Genomic DNA, 16972 nt, shown 5'->3' with positions numbered 1-16972 from the left:
ACTGCGCCTATTTTACTTAAATAAGCTCATTGGAGTTCGTTAGGTTGTTGGTTGGTTACTGATTGAGACGTATGGGGGCTCAAAACTGCTTGAGGGTGATCTGACGTAGGATTAGATGCCGGGAGTTACTTAATCTGTCTTGGAAGGTTGCGGATGGTCGAAAGGAAGTCGGTGAAGGAGATGGTCTTTCCCAGTCCGCAGGGCTGTGTTATGATAGGACAAAAGTGCTCACGAATTGCTTGAATTAAAGGAGTGTACACCTTGAGCAAGTCTAACAATATTATTCTCATTGGTATGATGGGAACCGGCAAATCAACCGTCGCTGACATGCTTGCACGCGAGCTTGGTTATCGATTGATTGATGTAGATGCCGCGGTGGAAAAAGAGGAAGGCTGTACGATTCCGGAACTGTTCACTGGCAAGGGAGAGACGTATTTCCGTGATGCCGAGAGCCGCATGTTGTGCTCGGTGCTGGAGAAGAAGTCACAGGTCATAGCGACCGGAGGTGGCGTGGTGCTGCGTTCGGATAATTGTGACGTGATGTTGAAGAATGGTTGGGTTGTTGCCTTGACTGCTGATCCTGCAGTGATTGTAGAGCGTGTTAGTGGCTGTGACAATCGTCCGCTCCTCGCAGGCAATGCAGAGGAACGCATTCAGGCAATTTTGGAAGAACGGAAAGACGCATACCGGTTCGCACATTATACGGTGGATACAACCGAGTTATCCGCTGCTGAAGTGACTCGTTTAATTTTAGCGCATTACCGCGTCTAAGCTTGTTATCATCGAAGTTTGATGGTTGATAGGTGGTGGCAGATATAACAAAACGGGCCATATAGGCCCGTTTCTAGGAGTGGAGCAAAGCTGAGGTCACAAGGTTACAAATGACTTCGCTTCTCTCCGGGTTTCTCTAGTCTTCCTGTTGCCACTGAAGCATACCGCCGACCATGTTTGTACAGCCTTCATATCCCAGTTGCTGCAGATATTCACATGCACGCTCACTGCGGTAACCGCTACGACAGATGATCACGATCTCGCCTGATTTCTCAATCTCAGACAGTCGGTCTGGAATCTGTCCAAGCGGAATATGCTTGGCTCCTTCGATCATGCCTTGCGCGACTTCATCGTCCTCGCGGACGTCTATCATCTGCAGCTTCTCTCCCGCCTGTAAACGGCGGCGCAGCTCAGACGTTTCAATTTCAGCTATTTGTGTCATATTCAGGTCCTCTTTTCTGTATGGACTTAACGCTATAATGATACCCAAGCGATGCACGGAATGTCAATTTGGCCACAATATAATCAATGAAGGAGAATTTCATCCATGGACGTTATTGTTAAACCAACCCCCACGCTGAACGGGGAAATCGGGGCTCTGTCCTCTAAAAACTACACTACCCGCTATTTGCTGGCTGCTGCGCTGGCAGAAGGCACAAGTACCATTCATTTCCCGGCACACAGTGAAGACAGTGACGCCATGCGCAGATGTATTCGTGATCTGGGGGCAGTACTTGAAGAAGACGACAGCAAGATTGTGATCCAGGGCTTTGGCAGTCATCCCCGTGATGTGCGTGAATTGAATGTTGGGAATGCGGGTGCTGTACTTCGTTTCCTGATGGGCGTTACAGCGCTCTGCCCTGACGTTACATTTGTGAACACGTACCCTGATTCGCTAGGCAAACGCCCTCATGATGACCTGATCGATGCGCTTGGCCAATTGGGTGTAGATGTACAACACGAACAAGGACGCCTGCCGATTACAATTAAGGGTGGCAATGCCAAGGGTGGACACATTCGTGTATCCGGCTCCGTCAGCTCCCAATATCTGAGTGCATTGTTGTTTGTTACGCCGTTGCTTGCAGAAGACAGCACCATCGAAGTACTGAATGACCTGAAGTCCAAGGTTGTTATCGGACAGACGCTGGAAGTGCTGGAGCAGGCAGGCATCGTTATCCATGCAAGTGATGATTACATGTCCTTCCGTGTACCAGGTGGACAGGCTTACCAGCCAACGACCTACACGGTTCAAGGGGACTACCCGGGCTCGGCAGCCGTTCTTGCCGCCGCAGCGGTTACACAGTCTGATGTGAAAATTCTGCGCCTGATGGAACAGAGCAAACAGGGTGAACGTGCCATCGTTGACGTGCTGCGCATGATGGAAGTGCCCTTGACACATGAGAACGATGTTGTACACGTTCAAGGTAATGGCAGACTGAAAGCGATCGAATTCGACGGGGATGCCGCGACGGACGCCGTTTTGGCTATGGTAGCCGCAGCTGTGTTTGCGGAAGGCACGTCACGGTTCTATAATGTAGAGAACCTGCGTTACAAGGAATGTGACCGAATCACCGACTACTTGAACGAACTGCGGAAGGCAGGAGCGAACGTTGAAGAGCGTCAAGCTGAGATTATCGTACACGGACGTCCAGAAGGCGTTGAAGGCGGCGTTGAGATTAACGCTCACTACGATCATCGCGTAATTATGGCACTGACTGTCGTTGGTCTGCGTTCCAAGGAGCCGCTTCGTATTCGGGATGCACACCATGTAGCCAAGTCTTATCCGCAATATTTCGATCATTTGCAGGCGCTTGGCGCCTCGGTTCAATGGGTAAAAGAGTAAATAACTGAAATTCAGTCTTTTGAACACGCACTTTAATCAGAAAAGGATGGTGCTTGAACATGGAATTTAACAACCCTACTCGTGAAGAAATTGGACAACTTTTGCGCAAGGCAGGCAACATCGCAGTCGTCGGCTTATCAGACAAATCAGATCGTACTTCCTATATGGTGGCTGAAGCCATGCAGAGCAGAGGTTATCGCATCATCCCGGTTAATCCACAGGTGCAAGGTGAAATCCTTGGAGAGACGGTCTATGCCACACTCGCGGATATTCCAGAGCCGGTAGACATTGTCAATGTGTTTCGTCGCGAAGAGTTTTGCGCGGATGTCGCTCGTGACGCCGCTGCCATCAAAGCCAATGTGCTGTGGCTGCAGCTTGGGATCCATAGTGATGAAGCGGTCCAGATTGCTGCAGAGAACGGCATGACAGCGGTAACGAATCGTTGTATCAAGGTAGAGGATTCCATCGTTCTGCGCGGCGCTGGACGCGGCTGAGAGGCTCGTTCACCTGTGATCGAATGATCTCCTGATCTGAACCAATTGAATGATTATAGGATGAATCCCGTTAACTTGAAGTTGACGGGATTTTTTCTGTTCTATTTTTGCCGTTATTAATTACCAATTGGTTACTGTTTTGCTTTGACAAAACGTTGCGTAAAGCTTACCATCTAGGATAGAAAGGAGAGGTCGCCATGAATTGGCTCGGATCCTTGCAGCAGCTCGGACGAGCGGTAATGCTGCCTACAATGGTCCTGCCCGCCGCCGCAATTTTGCTCAGTGTTGGCAGTCTGCCTTGGGACGCCTGGGGATTGGATATTGTCGGTGAAGTGTCTACCGTGGCTGGACACGGTATTTTTTATTTCTTACCGTATTTGTTCGCTGTCGGTGTAGCACTGGGACTCTCCAACCAGGCCGGACAAGCGGGACTTGCTGCTCTGGCTGGTATCGTGATATATGATCAGGTAACTCGGAACTTTGGGGATGGCACCGTTCAGCCCGCTTCCTTAATCGGAATCATACTCGGCGCGCTTGCCGGTGGGATGCATAATCGGTTTAAAAGCATTAAACTGCCTGAAATTTTACAATTTTTTGGAGGTTCAAGGTTTGTTTTGCTCATCGTCGGACTCTGTTCGGCATTGTTCTCCTGTTTTATGTTATGGCTCGCTCCGATCCTACAGCATGGATTGAACGGCATTGCTACCTGGGAATACAGTCTCGGGGGTTTTGGACTGTTCATCTACGGAGTGTTATACAGGGTGCTGGTTGCTTTTGGGCTTCATCACCTGCTTAACAATGTGTTTTGGTTCCAGTTAGGGACGTTTGAAACGCCTGATGGTAACATTGTGCAAGGGGATTTGCCCCGATTTTTTGCAGGTGATCCAACAGCAGGATTCTTTATGGCAGGTTTGTTTCCCATCATGATGTTTGCCATTCCAGCAATAGCCTTTGCTATTATTCAGGAAGCCAGGGAAGATCTGAAACCAAAAATCAAGAAAACTTTTCTGACATCGGCACTCGTTTGTTTTCTAACCGGGGTATCGGAACAGATTGAGTTTGCTTTTTTGTTCGCAGCACCTTATCTGTTCATCGTTCATGCAGTGATGTCCGGCGTTGCCATGTGGATTAGTTACTGGCTTGATATCCGGCATGGATTTTCTTACTCCGCTGGTATTATTGATTACATACTCAATTTCCATCTATCGGAGAATGCTTGGAAGCTCATTCCGATTGGCATACTATATGGGCTGGTTTACTACTTCCTGTTTCGATGGGCGATTCGTACGTTCAAGATTCCAACACCAGGACGTGAAGAGGGCTCTATGCTGGAAGATTGGGTAGGTAACATTCCTTATCAGGCACCTTTAATCCTCGAAGCATTGGGTGGGAAGAGTAACATTGTACAGGTTGAAGCTTGTATTACACGTCTTCGCCTGACTGTGCATGATGACCGCCTGATCGACACGGGTGCCATGAAGAGTATGGGGTCCGCTGGACTGATCAAGCTGGGTGGCGGTAACGTACAGGTGGTATTCGGGACCTACTCGGAATTGATTCGGGAAGAAATCGCGAAGCTGCTGGAAAGAGATCTGCAACAGGTGCTGTTCTGTGCCCCCGTTCAGGGCAAAATGCTCCCGATTGAAGAGGTGCCGGATCAGATCTTTGCAGCCAAACTTGTCGGTGATGGTGTAGCCTTTGTTCCGGAAAAGGGAGAGCTGGTCTCACCCGTGTACGGAACGATTATGCACTTGTACCCGACCATGCATGCCTTGGGTATTTCTACCCGTGAGGGGCTTGAAGTGTTACTGCATATCGGCATCGATACCTCTCAGTTGAAAGGCCATTTTGAAGCTTTTGTTCAGGAGGGCGATACGGTGGAGCCAGGGCAGTTGTTGATCAAGTTTGATCTGGCAGTACTCCGCGAGCAAGCGGCGTCACTAACAACACCAATGGTAATTACGAATCCGGATCGTGTAAAATCATGGAGTTTTGCTCCATTTAAGCAAGTTAAGAAAGGTCAGGCATCCGTTATGTCCGTGGTGCTCTATGACAGGAACGTTGGAGGGGTAGAATGAAGATACAAGGCATCAACGGAGCTGCAGGCATAGCCATCGGCAAAGCATTTGTCCTGCCCAGTTGGGAATGGGATCTGCCGGATCAGAAGATGGATTCGGTGGATCTTGCCCAAGAGTTCGAACGGCTGTATGAGGGCATACGGACATCAAAGGATGAGATCGAATATATCAAAAATGAGTTCAAGGAAGTTGTTGGTCCAGAGGAGTCCAGTATCTTTGATGCACATCTGGCAATCCTGGAAGATCCGGTATTCATGAACGAAATTCGCGGTATTATTGAGCGTCAATATAAGGCAGCAGAAGTGGCGGTCAAAGAAGCCATAGACCATTTTGTCACGATGTTTGACTTGCTGGAAGACGAGTATATGAAGGAGCGGGCTATTGACATCAAGGATGTGGGTAACCGTCTGCTCAAGCATTTGCTCGGTGCACCGGAGATTACACTTCCTTCCGATACCCAGCCGTATGTACTCGTCGCCAAAGAACTGTCGCCATCTCAACTGGCGCATCTGAATCCCACCCATGTACTGGGCATTGTAACCTTGATTGGCGGGAAAACATCACATTCTGCGATTATGGCTCGTGCCCTTGGCATTCCTCTCGTTTCCGGTCTGGAAGCGAGTCTTGGCATGCCGGTAGAGACAGGGGATATGCTTGTGGTGGATGGTGACAATGGCTTAGTATTTACGGACCCGGATCGCAAGACGATTGAACGGTATACCATGCTTCGCAGCAAACAACTGAAGAAAAAGGAACAACTTCAAGTCCTTGCTACCGTGGATGCTGTAACCAAAGATGGGGCCGTTCTGCACTTGGCTTCCAATATCAGTTCGGTGAAGGAATTGGACCTTGCTTTGAAACAAGGAGCCAAAGGTGTGGGCTTGTTCCGAACAGAGTTTTTGTATATGGACCGTGCTACTTTCCCTGGTGAGCAAGAACAGTATGAGGTGTACCGTCTTGTGGCAGAGAAAACAGCAGGACAATCCGTTGTTATTCGTACACTGGATATCGGTGGTGACAAGCAACTCGATTACTTTGAATTGCCGGAGGAAGACAATCCGTTTCTGGGGTATCGTGCTATTCGGATTAGTCTGGACCGCAAGGATCTGTTCAAAACACAGCTTACAGCCATCTTGCGTGCCAGTGCGGCCGGAAATGTCAAAATTATGTACCCTATGATCTCTTCGGTGGAAGAACTTCAGCAGGCCAATGAGATTCTCCGTGAGGCGATGTCTGATCTGGACGAGCGGGGATTATCATACGACCCTCACATTCAGGTGGGAATTATGATCGAAGTTCCTGCAGCGGTGATGATTGCTGATCTGCTCGCAGAGGAAGCTGATTTCTTCAGTATTGGTACGAACGACCTGGTTCAATATGTACTGGCAGTAGATCGAATGAATGAGCAGATCGCTCATATGTATCACCCCTATCATCCAGCTGTTCTGAGGATGCTTCGTGCAACAGCAGATGCGGCTCATACGGCTGGAATTGATGTCAGTGTGTGCGGAGAGATGGCAGGGGACGAACGTGCCATTCCGCTTTGGTTGGAGCTTGGCATTCGCCACTTGAGCATGTCTCCACAATCCCTGTTACGTGTGAAGCACAGAGTGCTGAACACAACAGCATCGACCGCCAAAGAAGAAGCACGAAAGTGCTTCGCCTTACGGACCAGCGGAGATATTGAGGAGCGACTGCAAGTTTTTAATGACTCCACGGGAAGTCCGGATGAACAAAGTGGTTCGAACGCATCGTGATTAGGGAAACTGGATATAAATACCTTTAAGTTAATATATTTACATTTGTGATAATTATTGATTGAAAAACTTGTTATATAAAATAACCCCACTGTGCATGAGAGCACAATGGGGTTATTTTTACTTGTCAGCGAGTGCATCACAGAATGCCTTGCCATAAGGTGGAAGGTCAGGCGGACGACGTGCTGAGATGATATGTCCATCAACAACAACGGCTTCATCTTTCCAGATCGCACCTGCATTTTCCATGTCATCCCGAATGCCTGGTGTAGAGGTAACTGTAACCCCGTCCAGAATTTTGGCAGAAATCAGCACCCAGCCCGCATGACAGATCTGTCCAATCGGTTTCCGGTCTGCATTCATTTCCTTCACAAGCTCCAGTACTTTGGGATAACGACGCAGCTTGTCTGGCGCCCAGCCGCCTGGCACGAGAATGCCATCGTAATCTGAACTGTCGAGTTCATCAAAACTGTATTCGGCTTCAGCAGGCACACCGTATTTGCCAATATAGGTTTTTCCTTTTTTCTCTCCAGCAAGATGCACTTCTGCACCTTCTTCACGAACCCGATGTACAGGGTACCACAATTCTAAATCCTCGAATTCTTCATCGACCAGAGCGATGACTTTTTTACCGGTTAATCTCATGTCCATCTCTCCTTTTTGCGGTGATTAGGTCTGTTGCGTCTTTAATTGTAACAGATTCTCCAAGGGACTTCATGGAAGTGCATATTCAGTTTGGAGGAAGCGATTACAAGTGAGTAACTGCCTGCATTCGACAACCTTCATCTGGAGGGAGTGGTAATTTGTGCAACCTTTCGTTTATAGCAGGATTTGAGCCGAAATAGGTCGAATGGTACTTATATAGAGTATAGAACGAATGAGGTGATGGTTGTGCGCAAGTCGTGCAGATGTGGACATGTAATGGAGTTGGAATTAAGAACAGTGGTATACGCCAAAAAAGTGGAGATTCGAAACGTACCCGTATTTGCGTGTACAGACTGTGTATCATACGAAGTGCTTCCGCCGGTCAAGCCGGACTTAACAGAATGCATAAGCACTTTGGGTGAACAACCCGTGAAGCAAGACGTATCTTTTGGTGAACGTAATGAACTGGCAGATCTGTTTCATGAGCTACTGCTGGCCTGGCCGGATGCGACCGATCGGGAGATGGAATATCGAATGCAGCAAGCAGTGGAGGAGCGTATCAATCTGCTGCTGGACATTATGGGTTACGCAACGAAGTCTGGTGATACAGCGTGGATTGAGACCACGGAGCGCAGATTAAGTCAATTATCCGGATTTGTGTGGCAGGAATACTTCTCAAATGCTGTCTAATTTTGACGTGTAAAATGCTTGTTTTCATGAAAATTGGCTTTTTCGCGCACTTTTTGTTAAGATATCGAAGAGTGAAAACGCTCAACATAGCGGTATTCCTGGTAAAGGGGGATGTATATCTAATGGCTGACATGACTAAAATGACAAGTATTGAACAGCTAAACTCCGCATTGGAGGCTACCAAGGATCAACCCTTGCTTCTGTTTAAGCATAGCACGCGCTGTCCGATCAGCTCGAACGCTTATCAGGAGATGAACGATTATTTGCTTAACAATGCCAATGAACAAGTGAAATATGGCATCATCTATGTTGTGGAAGATCGCCCGGTATCCAATGAAGCAGCAGATAAGCTGGGTGTTAAGCACGAATCTCCACAGGCGATCCTGATCAAAAAGGGAATTCCTGTATGGCATACTTCCCATTCAGATATTACTAGAACCACACTTACGAATGTTTTGAGTGAGTCCTAAAGCCTATTTTAATTGATTAATGCAAAAATTTGTCGTAATATAAATCTTAATGAAAATGGTATGAAAATTTACTGGTAATGGAGAGAAGTACTGTGACGGTAACCATTTATGATGTGGCACGTGAAGCTGGAGTGTCTATGGCAACGGTATCACGGGTAGTTAATAATAACCCTAATGTCAAACCGCAAACGCGGAAAAAAGTATATGAAGCCATCGAACGGTTGGGATATCGTCCGAATGCGGTAGCCAGAGGTCTGGCAAGCAAGAAGACAACCACGGTCGGGGTCGTTATTCCAGATATTTCGAACTCAACCTTCGCGGAGATTGCCCGCGGAATTGAAGATATTGCGAATATGTATCACTATAATATTATTTTGTGTAATGCAGACAAGAAGAAAGAAAAAGAAATTCGTGTTATTAACACGTTGCTCGAAAAGCAAGTAGACGGACTGCTCTTCATGGGCGGAACAGTAACGGACGAACACATTCAGGCGTTCCAGTCTGCGGCTGTGCCGATCGTACTCTGTGCAACGAGTGATGAGAAGGGTACATTCCCTTCGGTGGATATTGACCATGAGGCGGCTGCGTTTGACGCGGTAAACACCCTGATTCGTCATGGACACAAGGAAATTGCGATGATCAGTGGTACGCTGCAAGATCCTGCGAATGGATATGCACGTTTCCAAGGTTACAAGAAAGCACTGGAAGCAGCAGGCATGGAATACCAGGAGGATCTGGTACGTATCGGTAACTATCGTTATGAATCCGGTGTGGAAGCGATGAAATATTTCCTCGGACTGAAGAAGAAGCCGTCGGCGATCTTTGCTGCAACAGATGAAATGGCGATTGGTGCCATTCACAGTATCCAGGATGAAGGCCTGAAAGTACCGGATGATTTCTCCATTATTAGTGTGGATAACATCCGTATGGCTTCCATGGTGCGTCCTCAGTTGACAACAGTGGCTCAGCCAATGTACGACCTTGGCGCAGTAGCGATGCGTTTGCTGACCAAGTTGATGAAAAAGGAAAATGTGGAAAACCCACGGGTTATTTTGCCGCATGAAACGATTCTTCGTCTGTCTGTAAGTCACGCGGATGTAGTTTAATCGGGATTTTATACAGGAAAGGGAGAAGCCATTCTCTCTACATAGTGGATATGCGAAAGCTCCGGAGACGGAGCTTTTGTGCTGAATGAGGTTAAAAGTGAAAACAGGAGGTATCGGAAGATGCGTGAAACGATTGGAATTATCGGAGCGATGGATGAGGAAGTCGAGCTTTTGCTGGCAGGCATGAAGCAGCTTGAGACGGTCAAACAAACTGGGATTACATACGTTGCAGGCGAGTGGCTGGGCAAGCAAATTGTCGTGTGCAAATCCGGCGTAGGTAAAGTCAATGCAGCAGTTACGACGCAGATTTTGATTGATCGTTTTCAAGTTGATCGTATTATCTTCACAGGTGTTGCGGGTGCAGTTAACCCCGATCTGAACATCGGAGATATGGTTATATCGTCTGTATGTGTTCAGCACGACATGGATGTAACGCCACTGGGGTTCGCACGCGGGGTTATTCCTTACCAGGAGACATCGGCCTTCCCTGCCGAGGCTTCGCTTATTACACTGGCTGAAGAAGCATGTAAAGCGCAGGGAGCCAATTACCTGATCGGTAAAGTGTTATCGGGAGACCAATTTATTGCGAATAAAGATACGGTTAATATGTTATATACCGAAATGGACGGTGCATGTGCCGAGATGGAAGGGGCTGCAGTTGCTCAGGTCTGTTACATGAATCGTGTACCATTTGTTGTCCTGCGTGGGATGTCAGATAAAGCAGATGGTTCGGCGCATGTTAACTTTGCTGAATTTACCGTGGAATCTTCTCAGCGTTCACACCGTATTGTGGAACATATGTTAGAAAATATGTAATGGCATAAGCTTCAGTTACAAAATCCATCCAAAATCAATGAAAAACCGCCTTTCGATTAGCTGTTCCATGAAGTATGGAGCAACGCTGCGAGAGGCGGTTTTTGTTATGTATATCTTTTTTTCGAGCAGATCATCGAATCAGTACATGAAGCGATGGCGAAAGCGTACACGATCAAACTGTTCTTCCGATGTGATGGGCACCTGACTTCCGATTCGCACCATCAAACAGTTCGCAGGATGTGAACAGATTTCGGGGTCGTCTGTTGCATACCAGGTCATGTCGATCGTTTCCATCAGCCTCTCCATCATTTTGCGATAATCCCATACGTTTAGTCCGCTGCCCTTCAGATCCCAATGCCAATAATATTCTGTGGTGAAAATAATGTAGTTCTCCATGTATTTATCTTCCAAAGCGGTAAGCAACATCTCACGTCCAATGCCAAGTGAGCGATAGTCGTCCGCAACCTCGATGGCCCCAAGCTCAATCAGATCAGTCATGTTGCCCTCGGACCAGCGTTCACAATCATCCGCATAGTGAAAGGTTACATAACCGATAATCGTTTCATTTTCATGTGCAATGATAATTCGACCTTCAGGTAATGCAGCGATCTCTGCGAGAGCTTCCTGCTGCTCCGTTGGGCGCCGAAAGGCATCCAGATCCGGATGGAAGGCAAGACGGGTTATCTCCTCGGCCTGCACGGGGCCTTCAACAGTAATCCGGTGGCCGGACTTGAAGATGGAACGCATGTGATGTTCTTTGATATGTTCCATGGTTCATGCTCCTCTCTCTCCTACTTATAGAGGTTGTTCCAAAAAGAACGCTTTTGATTACGAAGGATGCCTAGTGGCATCATCAGCATCGAATATGGCATTCACCCGAAATGTCCGTTGCTCACGTAGTTTTCCCTACGTTCCGCTACTCCATTTCTAGCTTCATCCCATCTTCTCGGTACTGAAAACCGATCATCTTGAACACATATTTATAGCAAAAATCCAAAAAATTGAAAAGCCATAGACGACAATTGAAAAGATTTGCTATAATTGCGTAGACAAAAAATGTTCACAATTCAATACAGTATAGTTAACATCTGTTTGGCCGAGCAAGTACATGATGAGAAGTTCTCTCTACTAATGTAAGCGCTAACTGGAAGTTCAGTCAACACAAAGGCAATGAGAAATGACCCCTAACGGGAATCGAAATGTCGAGTTGAAGGAGGCTGGCAAGCATGAGTCAAGCACATGGTGAGATGCTGCAAACGGTTGTGTCTGAATCTAATCTGGGCGATTACACGGAGGCGAGAAGCCGGTTCGATTGGGAATCGGTGGAAAGGCACTTTACGTGGCACGCCAGCGGAAAAGTAAACATGGCGCATGAAGCGATTGATCGTCATGTACTGGAAGGAAGGGGCGGAAAAACCGCTTTATTGTATAGCGATGCTTCACGTGAAGAGGCCTATACTTTCGCTGATCTGAGTGAACAGTCGAGTCGGTTCGGGAACGTTCTCCGCAAATATGGCATAGCCAAAGGGGAACGGGTGTTTATTTTTATGCCTCGAAGTCCTGAGCTGTATTTTAGTCTCCTGGGCATATTGAAAGCTGGAGCCATCGCGGGCCCTTTGTTCGAAGCTTTTATGGAAACAGCAGTGAAGGATCGGTTGGAGGATAGCGGAGCAGTAGCACTCGTCACAACTCCGGAATTACTGAAACGTATCAAACGTTCCGAATTGCCCGAACTCAAACATATATTTATTGTGGGTGGGGGCGTGCAGGCTGAAGAAGGACTCATCGATTTTGATGCAGAGATGTCTGCTGCTTCGGATGAAATGGAAGTAGAGTGGTTGAATCGTGAAGATGGTTTGCTTATTCATTATACCTCAGGATCTACGGGTAAACCCAAAGGGGTGTACCATGTTCAAAATGCCATGATTCAGCACTATTATACGGGTAAGGTTGTTCTGGATTTGCGTGAGGATGATGTGTACTGGTGCACTGCTGACCCTGGTTGGGTGACAGGGACTTCTTACGGTATCTTTGCTCCATGGCTCAACGGAGTGACCAATGTGATACGGGGCGGTCGTTTCAGCCCTCAAGATTGGTACAGCACCATTCAGAAGAACAAAGTCACGATCTGGTACAGTGCACCAACGGCCTTCCGCATGCTGATGGGAGCGGGAGAAGAGACCATCTCCCAGTTTGATCTGAGCAGTCTGCGTCATGTCATGTCTGTCGGTGAACCGCTCAATCCAGAGGTTGTTCGTTGGGGATGGAAAGCCTATGGTCAGCGAATTCATGATACATGGTGGATGACGGAAACAGGCGCACAGCTGATCTGTAACTATCCCGGAATGCCGATCAAACCAGGCTCCATGGGACGTCCGTTGCCTGGCATCGAAGCAGCCATTATTGATGATCGCGGGCAGGTATTGCCGCCGTACAGTATGGGTAATCTGGCCATACGGGCACCTTGGCCATCCATGATGGCGAAGATCTGGAATAACCCTGTGAAATACGAGGAGTATTTCAGGCTTACGGGCTGGTATGTATCCGGTGACTCCGCTTATATGGATGAAGAAGGATATTTCTGGTTCCAGGGACGTATTGATGATGTGATTAATTCGTCAGGCGAGCGTATCGGCCCCTTTGAGGTGGAGAGCAAGCTTGTGGAGCATCCTGCGGTAGCAGAGGCGGGTGTAATCGGTAAGCCGGATGTGACACGTGGGGAGATCATCAAGGCCTTTGTGGCGCTTCGTGAAGGATATGAGGCGACACCGGAGCTGAAAGAAGAGATCTATCGTTTTGTCAAAGAGGGCCTGTCTGCCCACGCTGCTCCGCGTGAGATTGAGTTTAAGGATAAACTGCCCAAGACACGTTCTGGCAAGATCATGAGGCGTGTATTGAAAGCCTGGGAGCTTGATCTGCCAACAGGAGATCTATCCACCATTGAAGACTAACGTGACAGTGCTAGGATCATTAATGTGGCGCTATCGATACCGATACATTGAGTCGTGGGGAAGAAGTTAATATTCTACGATTCCAAATACAGTGACTCTACCCATTAAAATCGGTTGTAAAAGCCTGCTTTATGCCAATGGCATGAAGCAGGCTTTTTGGCTGCTGTAAATACAAATAAAAAGCCGCACCCTCAGATACAGTCTGAGGATGCGGCTTTTTTTGGAACGCTATGCCTGAATCAGGGTTGAAAATGTATTGCTGTAGAAGGTTCGGATTCACCCGCACTGTTACTGGCAGATACCTTGAACCATCCACTGGTAGATGCGGGTACTCCATAATCCATGGTATTTCCTGCTGTTGTTCCAATTTTGGTGTAAGGAGCTGAGCCTGTTTCACTGTAATATACAGCATAACTATCTGCGTTTGGACTGGACGCCCATTGAATACGCAGTCCTTGAGAGAGAGCAGTTACGCTGACTTGACCAGGTGTGCCTGGGGCTGTCGTTGTTGTATTGTCGGTCTGCGTTTCTCCTGGCGTAATGACTGTACCTGGAACTTCAATCGGCTCATTAATCTCTTCTTTCACAGGAGGAGCTACACCAGCACTATTTACTGTAGCGCTAGGAGCAGACTCTCTGCCTGCAACATCCACTGCCGTTACATAGAAGGCGAAGTTACCGCCTTGCGCTGCATATGCAGAGAATGATCTGGATTCACCAGTCAGGACAACTTGACCCTGGTTCTGGAATCCTCCACCGTTTACAGAACGGTACAGACGATAACCGACGACATCATTTTCAGGTGTGGCATTAAATGTAATGACTGCTCTGTCACCTGAGGTTGAGATGCGTACGTTGCCTGGTGCATCAGGAGCTTTGCCGTTATCTGTCCTTGGATCAATCTGTGTCGGCATGTCTGCATCAGCATCTTCAGGAAGATAATAAGCAAGTGACTCATGTCGACTCATACGTGAGAATGCATTTTGCAATTCTTTGATGAGATCCGAGATTGGTTTTTTACGCTTGATTACTGTTTTTTCCTTCAACATGTCTGAAGGTGTTCCGTCACGCGGAATATAGTTTACACCATTGTAAGTAATGTACCTGGCTTTGGCTACACCGTCATCGCTATCCTTCGGAACAAACTTGCTGTTGAAAATATCCGTAACAAATTTGTCAGTCATGGATGTTGGCAACTTGCCGCTGTATGCCGACACCGTGCGCGTTTCGATGCCAGATGGTTTTTTGAACGAATCCGTGACGAACAGATCTTTTTGCGTATCGATCACTTCGTTCAGGATTTTCGACCACAGTTGCTGCGCACGTTTTCTCTGTGATTTACTTTCCAGCGTATTCACCGGCTGTTTGTATCCAACCCACACGCCAAGTGTGACATCTGGTGTATAACCTTCAAACCAGACATCTGCGTAGTTTTGAGTGGATCCCGTTTTACCTACGATTGGCACACTCTTGGAATATTTGTAATTTTCACGTACTTTATCTGCCGTTCCTTCTGTAATAACGGTCCGCAGCATATCGGTCATCAGGTATGCTGTTTGCTCCGAGAAGGCTTGGACAGGTTCAGTATCGTGTTTATAAACGATGTTGCCTTTGGAATCTACAATTTTGCTAATCATGTAAGAATCGTTATATACACCATTGTTGGCGATCGCACCATAGGCACTGGTTAATTCTTCAACGGTTACACCGTATTGGAGACCTCCGAGAACACCTGTCTGAGCCTGATAATCTTCCTTCTGAATGGTGGTAATCCCCAGTTTCTTGGCGAAGGTCCAAGCCTTCTCGATCCCTACTTCTTCATTAAACAACTTCAGAGCCGGTATATTAAGAGAATAATTCAGTGCTCTGCGGGCAGTGACTAGTCCCTGATACCGGTTGTTGGCATTCTTGGCAATGTGGTAGCCGCTCGGACCATTCTTGAGAATGATCGGTGAGTCATCAATAATAGAAGCAGGTTGGACAAGACCCTCATCCAGAGCTGGCAGATAAGCTGCAATAGGTTTCATCGTTGAACCTGGCTGACGTACCATCTGTGTTGCATAGTTCATCTGTTCGTCCTGGAAATCCCGACCCTCAATCATACCTAGAATAGCACCGGTTTTGTGATTAATCAGCATAGCAGCAGTTTGTTCTTTTCCTTTGACAGGATCATCTGCTGAGAAATTGCTGTCATCTTCCGCAATGGTACGCATCGTTTTGTAGATACTTTTGTTGATGGTCGTGTATATACGATATCCACCTGTCCGCAGTTGCGTCTGAGCTTCCTCTAATAATGCACTGCTTTCCTTCTGAGGTGTGTCTGCATCCGTAGCTTTGTCTGTAGATTCAGCTGTGTCGGAATTCAACTGTTTCATCAAAATCTGTGCAGCTTGTCGTTCCGTTTCCATCATAAGATATGGATAAGTGTTGTAAGCCTTGATGGTCTTCGGAGCGAGCGAGCTTTTGATATCAAAAGCAAGAGCTTCCTCATACTCGGACTGATTGATTTTGCCCAGTTCAAGCATACGGCGCAGTACCAGATGCTGACGGTTGATTGCGCGGTCAAAATTCTCCTCTACAAAATCACCTTTACCGTTAAAAGCGGAGTAAGAGGAGGGGAGTTGTGGCAATCCAGCAAGATAAGCAGCTTGAGCGATGTTGATTTTTTCCAGATCGTTTATATTGAACAATCCTTTGGCGGCCGCTTTGATTCCGTAAACGTTGTATCCGCTGGAACCATTACCAAAAGGAACTTTGTTCAGATAGGCAGTCATGATCTCGTCTTTGGTCAGGAAACGTTCGAGTCGGAGTGAGAGCAAAATTTCTTTCACTTTCCGATCTTCCGTGCGATCCAGATTCAAAAACACACGACGTGCCAATTGCTGAGTCAGTGTACTACCGCCGGTTTGTACTGATTCTTTCAGCACTTTTTGTTTCACGGCACGTAGTGTTCCGCTCATGTCTACACCTTTATGTTCGTAAAAATGATTGTCTTCAATCGAAATGACAGCATCAATAACCTTCTGTGGGATCTGGTCCGTAGTGACCGGACGCCTGTCTTCTTCCGTACGTAATTGACCGATCGGACTGCCGTCGGCAAAGTAAGCAAAGCCTGTGATGGAGTTTTCGCTGACTTTTTGTTCAATCAGGGCCCTTGAACGGACAGGCTCGTCTTTCACAATGGAACTGACGTATCCCATCAAAGCACCGCCTACAAATAGTGCCCCCATAAATCCAAGGACAACCATCCATTTGACGAAACTTCCCAGTCTGCGGGCAAAGCTGCGTTTGCGTACAGGCTGTTCATCGGGCTTTTTCTTATTAACATCAACCATTCAGTGTCTTCCTCCT

The 16972-nt window shown here is 47.4% G+C and carries 14 protein-coding genes; 10 read left to right on the top strand and 4 right to left on the bottom strand.

Annotated elements, in window-relative coordinates; translation table 11 throughout:
- The first annotated feature begins 261 nt into the window (after positions 1-261).
- Positions 262-771, top strand: a complete 510-nt coding sequence (locus V6669_RS20695; RefSeq protein ID WP_338587888.1) for a shikimate kinase — start codon at positions 262-264, stop codon at positions 769-771.
- Between the two features lie 136 nt (positions 772-907).
- Here V6669_RS20695 and V6669_RS20690 read toward each other — a convergent pair whose 3' ends face one another.
- Positions 908-1213 carry a rhodanese-like domain-containing protein gene (locus V6669_RS20690; RefSeq protein ID WP_017687407.1) on the bottom strand — a complete coding sequence of 102 codons (306 nt, stop codon included), beginning with the start codon at positions 1211-1213 and terminating at the stop codon, positions 908-910.
- Between the two features lie 105 nt (positions 1214-1318).
- On the opposite strand from V6669_RS20690, the gene aroA reads away from it, so the two are divergent.
- The 4 genes from aroA to ptsP all read left to right on the top strand — a co-directional run bounded on the left by aroA (position 1319) and on the right by ptsP (position 6943).
- Positions 1319-2614 (top strand): 3-phosphoshikimate 1-carboxyvinyltransferase, encoded by a 1296-nt coding sequence (aroA, locus tag V6669_RS20685; protein ID WP_047843705.1) that lies wholly within the window; start codon positions 1319-1321, stop codon positions 2612-2614.
- A gap of 59 nt (positions 2615-2673) precedes the next feature.
- Entirely contained in the window at positions 2674-3108 is a 435-nt protein-coding gene (locus V6669_RS20680) for a CoA-binding protein (RefSeq protein ID WP_017687409.1), read from the top strand.
- Between the two features lie 197 nt (positions 3109-3305).
- Positions 3306-5186, top strand: coding sequence for a glucose PTS transporter subunit IIA (locus V6669_RS20675; protein WP_036674872.1), 1881 nt, complete (start codon positions 3306-3308; stop codon positions 5184-5186).
- On the top strand, positions 5183-6943 hold the full coding sequence (gene ptsP, locus V6669_RS20670; RefSeq protein WP_036674873.1) for a phosphoenolpyruvate--protein phosphotransferase: 1761 nt from the start codon (positions 5183-5185) through the stop codon (positions 6941-6943). The genes V6669_RS20675 and ptsP overlap by 4 nt, the downstream gene beginning before the upstream one ends.
- A 120-nt stretch (positions 6944-7063) precedes the next feature.
- Here the strand turns inward: ptsP and V6669_RS20665 are convergent, their stop codons facing one another.
- Positions 7064-7588, bottom strand: coding sequence for a type 1 glutamine amidotransferase domain-containing protein (locus V6669_RS20665; protein ID WP_036674874.1), 525 nt, complete (start codon positions 7586-7588; stop codon positions 7064-7066).
- 276 nt (positions 7589-7864) lie between these two features.
- Between V6669_RS20665 and V6669_RS20660 the strand changes: the two genes are divergently transcribed.
- From V6669_RS20660 to V6669_RS20645, 4 genes are all read left to right on the top strand, one after another.
- A complete protein-coding gene (locus V6669_RS20660; RefSeq protein WP_338587884.1) occupies positions 7865-8278 on the top strand; it encodes a hypothetical protein in 414 nt (137 codons plus the stop codon).
- Between the two features lie 122 nt (positions 8279-8400).
- Positions 8401-8748: a bacillithiol system redox-active protein YtxJ gene (ytxJ, locus tag V6669_RS20655; RefSeq protein ID WP_338587882.1), complete on the top strand. Its 348-nt coding sequence runs from the start codon at positions 8401-8403 to the stop codon at positions 8746-8748.
- 92 nt (positions 8749-8840) lie between these two features.
- Positions 8841-9854: a catabolite control protein A gene (gene ccpA, locus V6669_RS20650; protein ID WP_062835383.1), complete on the top strand. Its 1014-nt coding sequence runs from the start codon at positions 8841-8843 to the stop codon at positions 9852-9854.
- Positions 9855-9974: 120 nt separating this feature from the next.
- Entirely contained in the window at positions 9975-10670 is a 696-nt protein-coding gene (locus V6669_RS20645) for a 5'-methylthioadenosine/adenosylhomocysteine nucleosidase (protein WP_338587881.1), read from the top strand.
- Between the two features lie 138 nt (positions 10671-10808).
- Here V6669_RS20645 and V6669_RS20640 read toward each other — a convergent pair whose 3' ends face one another.
- Positions 10809-11441 carry a GNAT family N-acetyltransferase gene (locus tag V6669_RS20640; RefSeq protein ID WP_101313583.1) on the bottom strand — a complete coding sequence of 211 codons (633 nt, stop codon included), beginning with the start codon at positions 11439-11441 and terminating at the stop codon, positions 10809-10811.
- A gap of 455 nt (positions 11442-11896) precedes the next feature.
- Here V6669_RS20640 and acsA point away from each other — a divergent pair, with 455 nt between their 5' ends.
- The gene (gene acsA / locus V6669_RS20635) at positions 11897-13621 is read left to right on the top strand and encodes an acetate--CoA ligase (RefSeq protein WP_338587880.1); all 1725 of its coding nucleotides are present in this window, start codon (positions 11897-11899) and stop codon (positions 13619-13621) included.
- A gap of 239 nt (positions 13622-13860) precedes the next feature.
- Here acsA and V6669_RS20630 read toward each other — a convergent pair whose 3' ends face one another.
- Positions 13861-16956, bottom strand: a complete 3096-nt coding sequence (locus V6669_RS20630) for a transglycosylase domain-containing protein (protein ID WP_338587879.1) — start codon at positions 16954-16956, stop codon at positions 13861-13863.
- Positions 16957-16972: the final 16 nt, after the last annotated feature.

This window comes from Paenibacillus sp. Y5S-9 (genome assembly GCF_036894235.1).
Lineage (GTDB): Bacteria > Bacillota > Bacilli > Paenibacillales > Paenibacillaceae > Paenibacillus.
Note: the sequence above shows the minus strand (reverse complement) of the source record. Positions and strands in the feature narration are given on the sequence as shown.